Annotated in this window: 11 protein-coding genes and 1 pseudogene; 1 reads left to right on the forward strand and 11 read right to left on the reverse strand. The window is 36.6% G+C overall.

Annotated elements, in window-relative coordinates:
- Positions 1-105: 105 nt before the first annotated feature.
- The 4 genes from sov to OZP13_RS13185 all read right to left on the reverse strand — a co-directional run bounded on the left by sov (position 106) and on the right by OZP13_RS13185 (position 10,857).
- A complete protein-coding gene (gene sov, locus OZP13_RS13170) occupies positions 106-7,290 on the reverse strand; it encodes a T9SS outer membrane translocon Sov/SprA (RefSeq protein WP_281299453.1) in 7,185 nt (2,394 codons plus the stop codon).
- A 36-nt stretch (positions 7,291-7,326) separates the two neighbouring features.
- Complete coding sequence (ruvA, locus tag OZP13_RS13175; RefSeq protein WP_281297423.1) at positions 7,327-7,908, reverse strand: Holliday junction branch migration protein RuvA; 582 nt, start codon at positions 7,906-7,908, stop codon at positions 7,327-7,329.
- A gap of 88 nt (positions 7,909-7,996) precedes the next feature.
- On the reverse strand, positions 7,997-10,282 hold the full coding sequence (locus tag OZP13_RS13180) for an NADP-dependent malic enzyme (protein WP_281297424.1): 2,286 nt from the start codon (positions 10,280-10,282) through the stop codon (positions 7,997-7,999).
- Between the two features lie 149 nt (positions 10,283-10,431).
- The gene (locus tag OZP13_RS13185) at positions 10,432-10,857 is read right to left on the reverse strand and encodes a CBS domain-containing protein (protein WP_269240562.1); all 426 of its coding nucleotides are present in this window, start codon (positions 10,855-10,857) and stop codon (positions 10,432-10,434) included.
- Between the two features lie 116 nt (positions 10,858-10,973).
- On the opposite strand from OZP13_RS13185, the gene OZP13_RS13190 reads away from it, so the two are divergent.
- A complete protein-coding gene (locus OZP13_RS13190) occupies positions 10,974-11,204 on the forward strand; it encodes a helix-turn-helix domain-containing protein (RefSeq protein WP_269240563.1) in 231 nt (76 codons plus the stop codon).
- 314 nt (positions 11,205-11,518) lie between these two features.
- On the opposite strand, the gene OZP13_RS13195 is transcribed toward OZP13_RS13190, so the two are convergent.
- The 7 genes and pseudogenes from OZP13_RS13195 to OZP13_RS13225 all read right to left on the reverse strand — a co-directional run bounded on the left by OZP13_RS13195 (position 11,519) and on the right by OZP13_RS13225 (position 15,642).
- A complete protein-coding gene (locus OZP13_RS13195; RefSeq protein ID WP_281297425.1) occupies positions 11,519-11,938 on the reverse strand; it encodes a hypothetical protein in 420 nt (139 codons plus the stop codon).
- A gap of 3 nt (positions 11,939-11,941) precedes the next feature.
- On the reverse strand, positions 11,942-12,448 hold the full coding sequence (locus OZP13_RS13200) for a hypothetical protein (protein ID WP_281297426.1): 507 nt from the start codon (positions 12,446-12,448) through the stop codon (positions 11,942-11,944).
- A pseudogene (locus OZP13_RS13205) lies at positions 12,449-13,002 on the reverse strand (REP-associated tyrosine transposase).
- A gap of 151 nt (positions 13,003-13,153) precedes the next feature.
- Positions 13,154-13,564: a hypothetical protein gene (locus OZP13_RS13210; RefSeq protein ID WP_281297427.1), complete on the reverse strand. Its 411-nt coding sequence runs from the start codon at positions 13,562-13,564 to the stop codon at positions 13,154-13,156.
- Positions 13,565-13,638: 74 nt separating this feature from the next.
- Positions 13,639-14,145, reverse strand: a complete 507-nt coding sequence (locus OZP13_RS13215) for a helix-turn-helix domain-containing protein (RefSeq protein ID WP_281297428.1) — start codon at positions 14,143-14,145, stop codon at positions 13,639-13,641.
- A 183-nt stretch (positions 14,146-14,328) separates the two neighbouring features.
- Positions 14,329-15,291 (reverse strand): tRNA epoxyqueuosine(34) reductase QueG, encoded by a 963-nt coding sequence (gene queG, locus OZP13_RS13220; RefSeq protein ID WP_269240571.1) that lies wholly within the window; start codon positions 15,289-15,291, stop codon positions 14,329-14,331.
- A gap of 18 nt (positions 15,292-15,309) precedes the next feature.
- Positions 15,310-15,642, reverse strand: a complete 333-nt coding sequence (locus OZP13_RS13225; RefSeq protein WP_281297429.1) for a four helix bundle protein — start codon at positions 15,640-15,642, stop codon at positions 15,310-15,312.
- Between the last annotated feature and the right edge of the window lie 102 nt (positions 15,643-15,744).

Raw genomic sequence — 15,744 nt, forward strand, 5'->3', positions numbered from 1 at the left:
ATTAAGATTTTGCTCCGAAAACAGGGAGCAGATTTTATATTTTATTTTTTTTTTCAAAAGTATTATTTCCAATTCTAATATCGCACTGATTGGGATAAAATTTTATTAATTCCCGAAATTATATCGCAGGGTAAATCCCGAACGAACATTTGTCAAAGGGAAAGAAGTCGAAATCAACGCTTTAGAAAAAGCATGGTCATAGTAGAAAATAGCCGTCAGGTTTTTGCTGAAAGAATAATCCGCAGTCAATTTCAGCGACCAAACATTTTGTCCACCAGCCAATTGATTGTTGTCATAATCCAGGTAGCGAACAATGGTCTGGTTGTTTCTATACGACATGTCTGCTTTTATGATGATGTCACTCTTTATGATTCCTGTGGGATTGTCGGCCAATTTAGACGAAAAAATAACATCTTTTATACGATATCCCATCCCGACTACATATTCGATTCCCTTAACTTCGGTCAATAAATTGTTGTCGAAACTCATGGACAATGCTCTGTCTTTTTTCACTTCGGTCAGTATCTTCAACGAGTTCATCAATTCAAAATCCATTCGGATAAGCGGGTTGAATTGCTCTACCAAATTGACGTTTGACATAATGGTTTTATTGAAAAAATTGCCGCTTGCATCCACTCCATTAGGATCTTTGTCGTATTGAAAATTGGATCTGAATGCATTGACAGTATAAGAAGCCCTATAATTTTGTTGCAAAGAGAAACGTTTGAAATTCTTTTTGAAAAAAGCATAACGCATCAACCCATTGTATTTAATCGACCAGTTGGGTATTGGAAAACTTTTGAAAATTCCAAGAGAAGTACTGGATGCATCTCCTCCTGAATAAGCGGCCAAAAAGGATGGCAACAACACGGCTTGATTGTTTTTTCCGAATCCTTTCGGGAATCCATCCGCATCTAGATTGGCAGGATTCGTAAGATCAATTCCTTTTTCTGTCGCCAGTCTGTTGGCAACCGTAATCCTGTTACTCCTGAACTCGTCGAATGCCGCTGATGTATTTTCATCGCTGGCAGAAAACGAGGTTTTGATTAAAATGGTAGAAATGGAAAAAAGACCATAACTATAAGGCGACCTAGCATTGTAAACACCATTGGCAACATCATATTGTTCCGAAAAATTCTCGGAATAAGCCCTGTCCAATGTCAAATCAATTTTCATGTCCGGGAACAAATCGATGTTTGCCGTAGTCTTGAAAACTTCATTGTTCACTTGGGTATAGTTCTGGTTGAAATCTTGATAAGTAGTCAACCAACCATTTTTGGCCGCTTCATATCTCACGTCGTCTTGGCTTCCAAAAGTAAATCCAAGAGTAGGTTTTGAAGAACCAAAGAAACCTAAACCTGGCGTATATCCCGGCAAAACAGTTCCACTGTTTTTAACATAACTCGATTGAATGTTTTTGACGCTTGTCAAAACACCTATCAATCCATTTAAAAAATTATTCTCTTTTGGAACCAACACATTTGTATTGGCCACCTTTTCTCCGGGTTTAGGAGCCACTGCTTTTGGGTTTGCCTTCAAAGCTGATTTTTTCGTCAATCCGATATACTTGTAAAAAGTATCCATGGTAAAGGTAGCATTCAAATTATGGGAGCTCGCATTTTGAATCGTGTTCCCCAAATTATAATGAACATTATCAACAACAAGATCTGACATTAATACCGAAGCTCTTTGCCAGCTATAATCTCCGGTATAGGAATAATTCGCTTTTATGAAACTAAATACAGGAATTTTGTCAATTGGTATTTGGTAGTTCAATACCAATTGTTGCATGTGTTGGTTAGCATCACCGACGTCCCAATAGCTGTCCCAAATGGTAAAACTATCTATTGGCACATTATCATCACCCATATAATTTTTAACAATATTGCTGGAAGAAGCCGTGTAATTTAATTTCAAAGATTTTGTCAAGTTAAAATTGAAGCCGTATTGATAATTAAAGCCAAAATTCCTTCTGTACATTGCATCAAGACCTATCCCTTCAACATCTACCTGCCTGAATTGCTGACGGTTGTATTGCCTAATGATATTCGTGTTGAAATTGATGTTGGAAGGCAAGAAATTAAAATTGAAATCGCTCAGCAATTTCCAATAATTACTTTTTTTCATGAATTTCGTTTTCTTGAACGGCTCCACGGATTTAGGTTGAAAACTATAAGCATAGTCCACCGCCGTATTGGCTTGTTGATCTACATAATCCTCAATTTCGAAATCGTGTCGTTCTACCTCATTATAGGATTGTGAAAAGGTAAAGTTTTCCGGATCGTAAACATGTGTTTTTTGTTCCTCGCCTCTTTCTTTTCTTACCCCAATAAAATTGATGCTCTTTCTTTTGGTGTAATCTACTGCCCTGTTCTTGATGTTGTCTCTTTCGGCAGCATCGGTGGTATTGTCCAAAAGCTGTTTCAATTTGATGTCTTGATTGAATGGATCGTATTCCGGTGTTATGGTTTCTTCTCCAATGGCGTAATTAAACGGCAAAGTGATTTTCCATTTTGGCGGCAACAATTTACCAAGACTCAAATTGGTCACAATATTATATTGCTGGATATCTTCGCGACTTCTTTCATTGGGACCTTCTTCCAATGCACCAAAACCAATAGTGCTCATTCTACCCGTTGCCGAAACAGTGGCAAAATCGGCAAGATTCGTATCCACATTCAGCACGGCAGCCATTCCTCTGCTATTGTCCATATCGGCCACACGAAGCTCATTGAACCAGACTTCTCCTTTTATATCTTCATGGGGTTCATTGCTTTTTACTCCCAACATCAAATTACGGACTAATCCAAAATTTGGATTTCCCCTAATTCCCAATCTCAATTTAGCATCTCCATCCCCATTAGGGAATACATCAAGATGGTCATCAGGATAGTAAATAGCTCCATTTGCCAAACCCGCTTTGGGTGCACCAATCTTCATGGCAGTAAGCAATGCCAACGAAAGATCAATTTCATTTTCTGCAGGCCATACATCTTCTGCTTTTATATCGCAACTTGTCACGACTGTTGCCGGAAGATCAGGATTAGGTTTTGGATTATCAATAGTTGGAGTTACCTTCAAAGGTATTTCTATTTGATAGAAATTCTGGGTAAAATCATTTCCAAAACGGACAAACCCAATCATTTGGTCATCTTCCAAACTATTTTCTTTTCCTGCCAACGATTCCGCATGCAAAAACATTTTCAGTTTCTTGAACTGACGCATGTCCACACTCACGTTTTTGAAAACCGCTCTTGAATCTAATGGTTCCAATCCATCGCCTGAAACCCTCAAGGACAGCGATTGCTCATTTTGGTTGATAACGGTATTGTTGTTGTACAATTGTTCTTGTTCCACTCCCGGAGGAACAACGTAATTAACCGGACATCTATCGTTGTTCTCTTGAAGATTTACTGCCAGCACATCCAAAGCCGTACCGTCATCAGCCACATTTGAATCATTTGAATCGAGTGCACTTGTATATCTTCTCCAATCACCTCGCACCAAATCCAAAGCACCAAAACGAACCGTCACTTCATCACTGAAACCAGTCATGAACATTCTCATGAAACGAATGGATCTAAAATCGGATATGTTTCCAATGGTGTTTTCGGGTTGCGAAACAGGAATTTTAAACTGGATCCATCTGGCATCGGTCACTTGTCCGTTATCCATAGGTTGCTTTGTAATTCTAATATCGGTAATGTAATTTTGACCAACAACCATGTCGGGTTTCATGTCGATGCTGTATTCATAATACGCATTGATTGTATTCATGGTGTTGTCCCTGTTGATGTCTTCCACGTCAGGATTAGAAGTAGAAGCCCTGTTGGCATCATTAATATCGACGGCAGAATTTCCGTCTACACCATTATAATTTTTATATCGATCGACAACCCCTCCGGAGGCATTTAAATAATACCTATAATCGTCTGCTGCAGGATCGGGCTGGGACGCATAATTAGTATAAATTGTAGCTTCTTTTGCATTAGGCAAACCGTCCAGTCCTATGTCTTGGTTGGTTCTATTGGCGGTATTGGTGTCAAAAGCATAAATCAGGGATTGCGAAGCCGGCACATCTCCCCAAAGTGGCTGTGGTTTTACCAATATTTGATCGGCTCCCAAACCGTTTTCATATTGTTTTCTTCCATCTTTCAGGACATCTTCTGATATTTCCCCTAAATTGAAATAAATCTTACCCGTATTTGTGCCAGAAACTTGGCCAGCTCCAACATAAGGATCCAATACCCAAAACTGGATATATTCCACATTACCCTGTTCAAAATTGGTCGAATTCAAGGAACGCATGATTCCACCAAAATTATCCTTTGGATTTGTGGCTATATTTGAAGCATTGTTATAGGCTCCTCTTTCTGAAGGAAAATAAGTTAAATCCAATGTGTTTATTACCTGCGATTGTCCTGCCGCAATATCGGTTAATGGGTAAAGTTCTTCACTGAAAATTCTTCTGGTGCTATTCAAAGACAAATCGTCGTTTGAAATCCCAGATGGTTTTTGGGTGTAAAATATGGGATCGATGGTGTACCAAGCTAATTTGGCTCTTTTGAAACCATAACTCAAGTCGTTGGCGGATGCATTAAAATCATATTGACTTTCGGCATCGTTTAATGGTGTCGATGCCAAACTCCAAGCATAAGCCGAGCGCATGTCGATAGTGGATTGCGAACCTTCAAAATCATCGACATAAATGGTCGATTCGCCTTGAAAACTGTCTCCTTTTGGAGTTTCTGGCTGCAAAAATGCAATTTCTCCCCTTACCGAAATATTGGAAGGCACATCGGTGTCCATATTGGGCAACTTATTGACCAATCGCGTCAAAAACGGAACTTCCGATGAATAATTGGTATTGAATCCAAAAATATTATTGTTTACGGATTCCTGTCCAAAACTCGATTTTTGGGTAAATGGTCTTTCGTTTAATTTCAAGAAAGTGGCTCCAACCAAAAATTTTTCCGAAATTTGATGCTCAGCATAAACCCCGAAAAAACGTTTGGTTTGTTGTCCAAAAACAGAGTTGTTTTCCAATGAAACATTGATTGGCGTATTCGAAGCTTGAAGCGAAGGATCCAGGATTTGAACTCTTCCCAGTTGGTAATTCACGCTGTAATCGATTCCTTCGACCAAAACTCTTCCTCCTGCCGTGACCACTACCGAACCTCTTGGAACGTTGAATGCCCCGATAGGAATTCCATCGCCACCCGAAGATTTGTATTTTCCTCGCAAAAGAAATTTGTTTTTGTCACTATCTTGCAATGCTTTGGCCTGCGTCTCGACATACATGTTTTGGAAAACATATTTCTTTTGATTTGGATTGTAAGTACTAGAATCTTTGTAATTTTCTCCAGCGCCATTCGATAATTTAGAAAACAACAATTCTCCAAATGGCTCCTTGGTGGTAAATATGATTCTACCATTCTGGGTATCAACGGTCATGCCTTGCATAAAATCGAAGAAACCGTCACCTCCAGTTTGTGGATCATTGTTGTAATTCAATTTATCCAAATTGAATACTTTCAACAAAGGCGTTTCGGCAACTTCATTTCCTGCAATTGGATTGGGAGGAAAAGTACTGCCTGATACAGGAGTAATATAATTTACAGCAGACGGATCGGTATAAAGAATATTGAATCTAAAGTTCTCTTGTTTTAATTGATAAGCCCCAGGGATTTGATAAATATTTTTCATCATCAGGTTCCAAACCGGGTTTTTGACATTGGTCAAATTACTTTTCAACATTTTCAACACTAAACTTTGTGTTATGATGGCTTGGTCAGATGGAGTTGTTCCCGACACCAAAGTTGCATCCACACCGTCATTACCAAATTCCCCCACTTGATAGACTTGGTCTCCAATGGTGTATTGATAGGCTACTGCCAAAACTTCGTCATTGGCCAATCTTTGCTGCAAGGAAATATACCCCAATTGAGGATGAAAGGTGTATTCGTTTGAAGTCAATTTTCTGGCATTCTCTAATTTGGAATAATCAGACCCTTCATTTATCTCTGCGCCTACTGGCATACTAGACACATTAAATCCAGCATTCGCTGTTACAATTTCCCTAATATTCGAATTTAAATACCCTCCTCCCGTCGTGATTAATTCTGGATTGTACTTATTGTTTTTATTATTCGAAGGGGAATCAATAGATGCTGTAAACATTCCTGATGATTGATTCAAAACCACCACTTCGCTGTCCTGCAAACCTGTTAATTGCGCTTCACCCAAATCCTGAAGGGCTATAATATTTCTTAGATTGTTTCCAGTAGTAGTATTTACTCGATTTTGCTTATTGGTAACCCAAATTTCCAGTCTCGTAATTTGGACCCTGCTATCAATGAAAGGATAATTTTTTAAGGCTGCATCGTATTTATTTCTAAAATATTGCGAAAGGAAAAAGTGTCTGTCATTGTCATAATCAAGCGCAAACATTTCAAAGTCCTGTACCGTTCCGCCACCTTCGGCAACCACCGTTTTGGTTTGTGATTTTTGTTCCGAGAAAACTCCCGTGATGGATGTTTTACCAAACTGGAGTTTAGTTTTTACACCAAATAAACTTTGAGGCCCTTTAATCAAGGAACTATTCAAAGGCATACTCACGTTACCTACTTCAATTTTTTGGATAATATCATCTTCCGAAGGTGTATACTCCAACTTGATCAGGTTCTGGAATGCAAAGGTGGATTGGGTGTCGTAATTGACATTTACGTTCAATCGAGTACCCACTTTCCCCATCAAACTCATGCTTATTCTTTGATTAAAATCAAAAGCGGTTGTCGACCTGTTTCTTGGAGAAAATGCCGGATTGTCTTGTTTGGTGTAACGAAGTCCAAAGTCCATTTCTATGGATCCCGTAGGTTTCACGTCGATGGTATTGCTTCCAAAAATAGATTCGAATAGTCCTGATTTTACGTAATATCTTGGCAATAAATCTTTTTTTGCAGCTTCACTTCCGTCTTTTTTCCCGTCAATGGCATCCAATTTTTGTTTAAAATAGTTGCGCATCGATTCTTTTCTGACCAAATCTTCGTATTCTTTTGGACTTAAAATAGTGGGGTAATTAGTTGGAAATCCATCAATGGTCTTAGTGTAAACATACATCCCGGTAACAGGGTCAAAAGTGTATGATTTTAGAATACTTTGCGGGTCTTTAATTTGAATTTTTCCTGTGGAAAATCCAGTATTGGTCGTGTCTTGAGCCACTGGAGCAACTTGGGCCCTGGACACAAAACAACCAAAAACAACTAAAAAAAGGGTACAAATTTTACGCACGAATTGGTTCTTTTTTAAATACTGTATTTTCAACTTTTATAAGTTTTTTAAAGCTTGCTTAATAATATATTCAACCGAACTATCTGGGGCCTCTTTTACAATCTTTTCCACTACCCTTTCTGAAGTTTTTCGAACAAAACCCAACACCTCCAAAGCAGATAACGCTTCATCTCTATTAGTATTGTTTTGAGACATCGAAACTTCATCTAAATCGTACAGTTTTAACACTTTTTCCTTCAAATCGAGTATTACCCTTTGAGCTGTTTTGCTACCAATTCCTTTTATGGATTGGATTGTGGACACATCTCCTGATGCAATTGCATTGGTAATTTGTTTTGGATCCAACGAAGACAACATGGTTCTGGCAATGCTGGCGCCAATTCCAGAAACAGACAATAATAATTTAAAAATTTCTCTTTCTGATTTTTCAACAAAACCAAACAAAGTATGTGCATCTTCCTTGATTTGAAGATGTGTAAATAATTTGATGAAATCAGTCGTTGGAAGCAAGGAATAAGTGTGCAAAGAAATATTCACGTGATACCCAACGCCTCCGCAATCTATGACAACTTCTGTGGGCGATTTTTCTACTAATTTTCCTTGCAAATGTGCTATCATGTATGAATTTTATATCGCCCAAATATAACAAAACTTATATAAATTCTCGCCAAATTTATATAAGTCCTGTTACTGAAGAAAAAATATTTTATTTTTGAATTACTTTCTTTTCATTTTCTTGGGCATCAATTACGGCAATTGCCGACATATGCACCATTTCTTCCACACTTGCACCTAATTGAAAGATATGAACAGGTTTTCCCATCCCCAACATAATTGGCCCAATTGAACCAACTTTGTTTAATTCTTTCAACAATTTATAAGTTATATTAGCCGCTTCAAGATTAGGAAAAATCAAGACATTCACCTCTTTTCCGGCTAATTTAGAAAACGGAAACTTGGCTTTCAACATTTCTGGATTTAAAGCAAAATCAGCTTGAATTTCACCATCTACCACAATATCTGGATGGTGTTTATGCAAATAAGCCACTGCTTCTCTCACTTTTGCAGCTCCCGCATTGTGGGAAGATCCAAAATTAGAAAAAGAAACCATTGCAATTACAGGTTCAACTCCAAATATTTTAGCTGTTCTTGCCGTCATAATGGCAATTTTAGCCAAATCTTCTGCCGATGGATTGATATTTATGGCCGTATCAGACAAGAACATTGGCCCGCGATTGGTCAACATCAAGTTTGTAGTGGACACGAGGGAAACCCCTGGTTCTTTTTCTATAAGTTGCAACATAGGCTTAACCACCGACGGATAACTTCTGGTTTGTCCAGTTACCAATGCATCCGCTTCACCTTCATTGACCATCATGGCACCAAAATAGTTTCTTTCGCGCATCAAGTTTTGGGCATCATACAATGAGATTCCGCTTCTTTGTCTAGTATTCCAAAATGCTTTGGCAAATTTATTTCTTCTTTCTTCCTCCTCTTTAACTTTAGGATCAATAATTTGAACATCGGCATCAAAACCAAGTTCATTTTTTAATTCCAAAATAATTTCCTTTTTCCCCAACAAAATTGGAATACCAATTCCTTCTTCAGACACAATTTGGGCTGCTTTAAGCACATCCAAATGTTCGGCTTCTGGAAAAACAATTCTTTTAGGATTCATTTTAGCTCTATTAGTAATAAATCTGAGCATTTTATTGTCGGTTCCTAAACGTCCTAATAGTTCTTCTTCATATTTTTTCCAATCTAAAATTGGATTTTGTGCCACACCAGAATCCATGGCCGCTTTTGCCACGGCCGAAGCAACAACAGAAATTAGCCTAGGATCAAAAGGAGATGGAATTATATACTCACGTCCAAAAGTCAGTTTGGTAACACCATTGGCAATATTTACTTGTTCAGGAACGCTTTCTTTTGCCAAAGCTGCCAAGGCTCTGACGGCCGCCATTTTCATCGCTTCGTTGATTTTTGTAGCACGAACGTCTAAAGCACCACGAAAAATATAAGGAAATCCAAGTACATTATTTACTTGATTAGGATGATCGGAACGTCCTGTTGCCATGATAACATCTTTTCGAGTTTCGATGGCAAGATTATAAGCAATTTCCGGGTTCGGGTTTGCCATAGCAAAAACGATTGGATTTTCAGCCATTCCCAACAACATTTGGGGAGTCATGATATTTCCTGAAGACAATCCCAAGAAAATATCCGCTCCTACCAAGGCTTCTTCCAAGCTCATTGGTTTTTTGTCTGTGGCATATTTTTGCTGCAAAACTGATAATGAAGGATTGTCTTTTGTCAAAACACCCTTGCTGTTGAACATCAAAATATTTTCCAGTTTAACTCCCAATAAAATATACATATCGGCACAAGCCAATGCGGCAGAGCCTGCTCCTGAAACCACCATTTTTAAATCTTCGGCTTTTTTGCCTGCCAATTCCAATGCGTTCAGCAATGCTGCCGATGATATAATTGCCGTTCCGTGCTGGTCGTCATGCATTACCGGAATATTCAATTCTTCGACCAATCTTCTTTCAATTTCAAAAGATTCTGGCGCTTTGATGTCTTCCAAATTAATTCCACCAAAAGTTGGCGCAATATTTTTTACTGTCTGAATAAATTCTTCAACATTTTTAGTTCCAATTTCAATATCGAAAACATCGATTCCGGCAAAGATTTTGAACAACAGTCCTTTCCCTTCCATTACCGGCTTTGATGCTTCCGGCCCAATATCACCCAATCCTAAAACCGCTGTTCCATTGGATATTACAGCAACTAAATTGCCTTTAGCCGTATATTTATATACATTATTGACGTCCTTTGCTATTTCTAAACACGGCTCGGCCACACCTGGTGAATAAGCCAAAGACAAATCTCTTTGGGTCGCATAATTTTTGGTTGGAACAACTTGAATTTTTCCCGGTGTTGGTTTTGCATGATACAATAACGCTTCTCTTCTTTTACTCTCTTTATCCATTATTTTAATTATTATTCAGTATTACAAAGATATGTGAATTGATTAAAAAAGGGGGCTTTTGTTACAATTGCTTTACAAAAAAAACACCCAATTGCGCACAAAAAAAATAGCTGCACTATTTGCAGCTATTTTTTTCTTTATTTTTTTCTTTATTGTGAAATATAAGAATCCAAATGTTTGATGGTTTCTTTTTGCATTTCGATTATGGCTTTTACCACGTCACTTATGGAAATAATACCTATTATTATGTCGTTTTCAATAACCGGCAAATGTCTTACTCTTTTTGTATCCATCAATTCCATACAATAATCCAAGTTGTCCGTTGGTTTTACAGTAACCACATTTTCTTCCATAATTTCTTTTACCAATGTCTTTTTAGAAGATTTTGCTTTCAATGCAATTTTTCTGGCATAATCTCTTTCGGACAAAATACCTTTCAATACAGTGTCTTCAATTATCAGAATGGCTCCAATATTTTTTTCACTCATGACACCCAAAGCTTCAAATACCGTAATTGTTGGCGGTACCGAGTACACTTCTTTCCCTTTTTTGGCTAATATTAGATCTACTTTCATATTCAGAATAAATTTAATGCGTCATAAATTTAAAAAAAATAATCAATACCGTTTACTTTTTTTTATAAATTTTCTAATATAAAATCTTTCTAAATACTCTTTCTGATTTATTCCCTATGCAAAAAAGATTCAAAAGAAAGTCAAATCCTCTGCAATCTAGGGGTAATATAATAGCGATTATTAAAGAGAAAAATCTCAAAGTAAGAAACGTTGCTCACGATTCAGATTTAGATATTGAAGCATTGAGACGTTATATTTTAGGAAAGCAAATTATGGGGATTGATAAGCTTATCCGTATTAGTAAAGCTTTAAATGTTGAAATTTCAGAGTTATTCCGAAATTTATAAAAATATTTATAAAAGAAAAAGACAGTCTATTAAACTGTCTCTTTCTTTTTATGAATTAAATTTAGTGTTTTGACTTTGCCGTAACATCCTCATTATTAACAACAATTCCTTAAATGGAACGATTTATTATAAAAGAATCGTGTTAGTAGCAGAGAATCGTGTTAGCAGCAGTGGAATAATTATCAGGATTTAGAAAAGTTTTCTTTATAAAAAAAAACCGAGCAATTGCTCGGTTTTCTTGTTGTCTTGACTTGTTTCACTTGCTCTCGTTTGTTGGCACAGTTTGCAAAACTGCGCTATCCGCACAAGGATATTTACTTCATTTCTGCACCATCTGGGTACATCGTTTTTAAAAACACTATTTCAGTTAATTTCATTTTATATGCTGATAAATGACCAGTATTTCCAAATGACAATTTCCCTTTTATTTTTATTTTTTTTCCATTAAACTCTTTGAGCATTTTTCCGTCAAGTTTTTTCCCCTCTGAATTCTTGAGTTTATTAAAAAAGTCAAATTCTAACCATATTCTTTCAGAAGGATGTTCTAAATAGACATTTTCAAAATCCATATTAAAGATACCTTCTAACTCAACATAACTTTTATCTTCCAATAAATGAGAATTATTACCTACACTTAAATAATTATGTGCTTCAACAGAATCTTTATAAAACACTAATTCTTTGGAACAACTAATAATTGTAAAAATCAAGATTATTAAACATACTTTTTTCATATTTTAGTTTTTAAAAATAGTATCACGTGTATCATATCTTATGATAATTTTTGATGGTCGGTAAACACGGGTATTATCTACTGTATTTAAAGTTGATGGCGCATATATTGATTTATATCTCTCATATTTGCCTAATGGAGTTACATAAGTTTTGAAAAAATCTGGAGATGTATCTGACATCCTTGAGCCTAAGTTATATTTTGAATATCTGGTTCTCATAGTGGATTCGCCATCATTAGCTCTCAAATAATTTTCAAATCGTACTGCATTTAATTCTGTTTCTTTTAACCCACCTAAAATTGTTTTAGACATATCAAAACCTCTGTCATTATCATAAGCGTGAGCTAACTCATGACCAAGTTTTATAAAGCTTTTGTTCATTGAAACCCCGATCGCTCGGATATGCAAAATATCTCTCGATGAGGATAGCACCCGATCGCTCGGATATGCAAAATATCTCTCGATGAGGATAGCGCGGATTTGCAATCCGTGCCTACTCCAATGAGCCATTTAAAACAAATCTAACAAAATCACCTCTAATTCACATTCTAATCCTGCATAATTTCTTGCTGAACTAAAATAATAATCTTCAGGAAGTGTTACAATTTTTTCTTTTACGGGATTGTTGTGAATGTAATTTATTTTTTGTCTGATAAACCAATTACTTTGAACAATTTCGGCATGATAACCGCCTTGCCAAACTTTGTGTTTTTGCTCTTTTTTGAGATGTTCGCAAGATTTTTGAAAATATTCCAACATCCATTCTCTTCTACTCTCTGGCTCTTCTTGTATGGTTTTTACAATTTGTTTGGAAGTAAATTTCTTGAAATCACGCATAATATCCGACAAAATAAAACCATCTGTGCCTTTGCACAACAAATGCAAATGACTTGACATTAAACAATAGGCATAAATTCCTAAACCTTTCTTTTCTTGGCAATGTTTCAATGCGTTGGTAATAACGTATTTCTGATTCAATCTTGTAAAAAATCAATCCAACCTACTGTTGTTATGGTTATAAAATAGGCTTCGTCCGTTGTTGTGGCTTTGTATTTTGTCGACATTTTTTGTTTTAAAGATACAAAAAAAGCTATACCTGTTTATGGGTATAGCTTCTTTTGATTTGTTTTACCTGCTCTCGTTTGTGTCCACTTTTCATCATAAAAAAAAGGTTGCCCATCACGAACAACCTTTAATAATTGCGGTATTACAAAACTACAACACCCCTTTTCGAGTGGTAATGGCATCTGTAAAAGCATCTATTTCCGCTAGCTCCAAAGTGACTTTGGTCAAGTCGAGTTCTTTTTCAAGAAGTGCTACAACACCATAGCTTTCTTTTCGGTTTTCGAGCAAAAACTTTTTATACTCTAGCCTTACTTTTTTCTTTACGGCATCTTCTTTACTATTGCCAGCGGGTAAAGTTGCAATAATAGTTTCGGTTGCAGCAATTTCGGTAAGCACCGATTGCAATTCAGCATCAATCTCGATTGAGGCGTTGCTGTAGTTGTTGGTCAATCTTTCCTCAGAAAGCTTTTTAAAATTTAGGTCTGCTTTTTCTTTTGCAGCCCAAGCCAATAATAAATCACAATCGGCTACCGTTGTGATTTTATCAATTGAATACGACATAAAAAACAATTAAAAGTTAATAATCCCTCTATAACGTCTCTTTATTCTTATTTAGTATACACATTAATAGAAATTTATTTACTTTTTTGAAGGCTTTTAATATATGCTTGTTGCCCCTGAATACTTTCCAGTTTTAACTGTTGTTGGACTTGTTTTGCCAGCCCATTCGCTTCGATTCCTCTTATAGCTTGTTGCAATAGCACGTTAGCCAATGGCAATTTGCTTTTTTGCAAATGCAGTGCCAGTGAATGCAACTCTAGGTTTTGATGGTATTTTTTTTGAATAGCATCCAGCAACCGTTGTTCTTTCATTTGTTTATATTCCAACTCTTTGACTTGATGAGTCAATAGTACTTTTACATCTAATTCTTGCTTATTCAATAGATCGATCTGTTCTTCTTCTGTCACTATATTTAGTCCAAAGAACTGGGTAATTTCGGCAAGTTTTATTAAAGCAGCTGTAGGTAATTCGCGTTTTCCTGCTTCGTACATCGCCAACTGGCTTTTAGTTACGCCCAAATACTGCGACATCGCTTCTTGCGAGAGTCCAAGTTGTGCTCTATATAATTGTGTTGTTTTCATTTTGTGATTATTTTTTCAAAAAATAATATTTGATCACAAAGTTGTGATTATTTTTTCAAAAAAAAATATTTGATCACCAATTTGTGTGCGTTTTTTCAAAATTATTTTTTTTGGCACAAACATTATACGGATAAAAAAACAAGATTATACCAAAACACATTTGCTGAAATTTCGTGTATTGTTTTACTCTTTCAAAAAATCTATATTCCGCTTCAACCCTTCAAACTTGGCTCTTTTAATCGGAGAATTTTTAAAAACAGTTTTAAAGGTTTCTTCGGTGATTTCTATCCAATCCTTTTTTGACATTGACAATAATTCTGGATTGGGATTAAAAAGGGGCTCTTTATGCGCTTTCGAAAATCGGTTCCAAGGACAAACGTCTTGACAAACATCGCACCCAAAAGCCCAATCGTCGAATTTACCTTTCATTTCCAGTGGAATATTCTCTTTGAGCTCGATGGTGAAATAGGAAATACATTTGCTGCCGTCCACGACATAAGGCGCAACAATAGCTTCCGTTGGACACGCATCAATACAGGCAGTGCAAGAACCACAATGATCGGTCGTAGCATCGTCATATTCTAAATCCAAATCGATAATGAGTTCGGCTATGAAATAAAAAGAACCCACTTTTTGGGTCAACAAATTGCTGTTTTTGCCAATCCAGCCCAAACCGCTTTTGGCAGCCCAAGCTTTATCAAGAACTGGTGCAGAATCCACAAAAGCACGACCCGAAACTTCTCCGATAGTTGACTGAATCGAAAAAAGCAATTCCTTGAGTTTTTCCTTGATGACAAAATGGTAATCCTGTCCGTAAGCGTATTTTGAAATTTTATAGGAATCTTCATTTTGAAATTCGGAAGGATAATAATTCAACAAAAGGGAAACAACGCTTTTGGCATCATCAACCAGCAAAGTTGGATTCAAACGTTTGTCAAAATTATTTTCCATATAGGACATTTGACCGTTCATTTGATTGTTCAGCCAATGCTCCAATCGAGGTGCTTCTTCTTCCAAAAATCCTGCTTTGGATATTCCACAAGACAAAAACCCGAGGCGTTTGACTTCGGATTTTATGAAAGAGGTGTAGCGGGAAGCGGGAAGATGGGAGCTGGGAGTTGGGAGCTGGGAGCTGGAAGTTGCCATCGTTACTTCAATTTAGTTTTAAATGCAATAGTCATATTCATCAAATGAATCTTTATAAAGTTTATCAAAAACAGTATCGTTTATGTAATTTCTTCTCTTTGCTTTATACAAACAAGTAACAACCTCGGCTAACGACCTGACAGAATAACCTAAAAACCGATTGAACTCAGCATTGGATTGCTCAATTGAACCCTCAGAAATATTTAAAGCCACTGAATCTGATGCTCTTAAAAGTTGAGAGGAAAGATTATGCATTTCGTGTTTTGGAAATTCTTTAATAATAGTGTTTATATCTTCTCCAAAATCCATTGATTTCTGCCAGATAATTAACTTTTCGAATTTAAAACTCATAGGTTTATATTTATATTAATTGTTGGAAGAAGGGAGTTGGGAGTGGGAAGCAAAATTAAGCAAACCTCTTCCAGCTTCCTTCTTCCAACTTCCAACTTCCCG

This window comes from Flavobacterium limnophilum, from assembly GCF_027111315.2.
Lineage (GTDB): Bacteria > Bacteroidota > Bacteroidia > Flavobacteriales > Flavobacteriaceae > Flavobacterium > Flavobacterium limnophilum.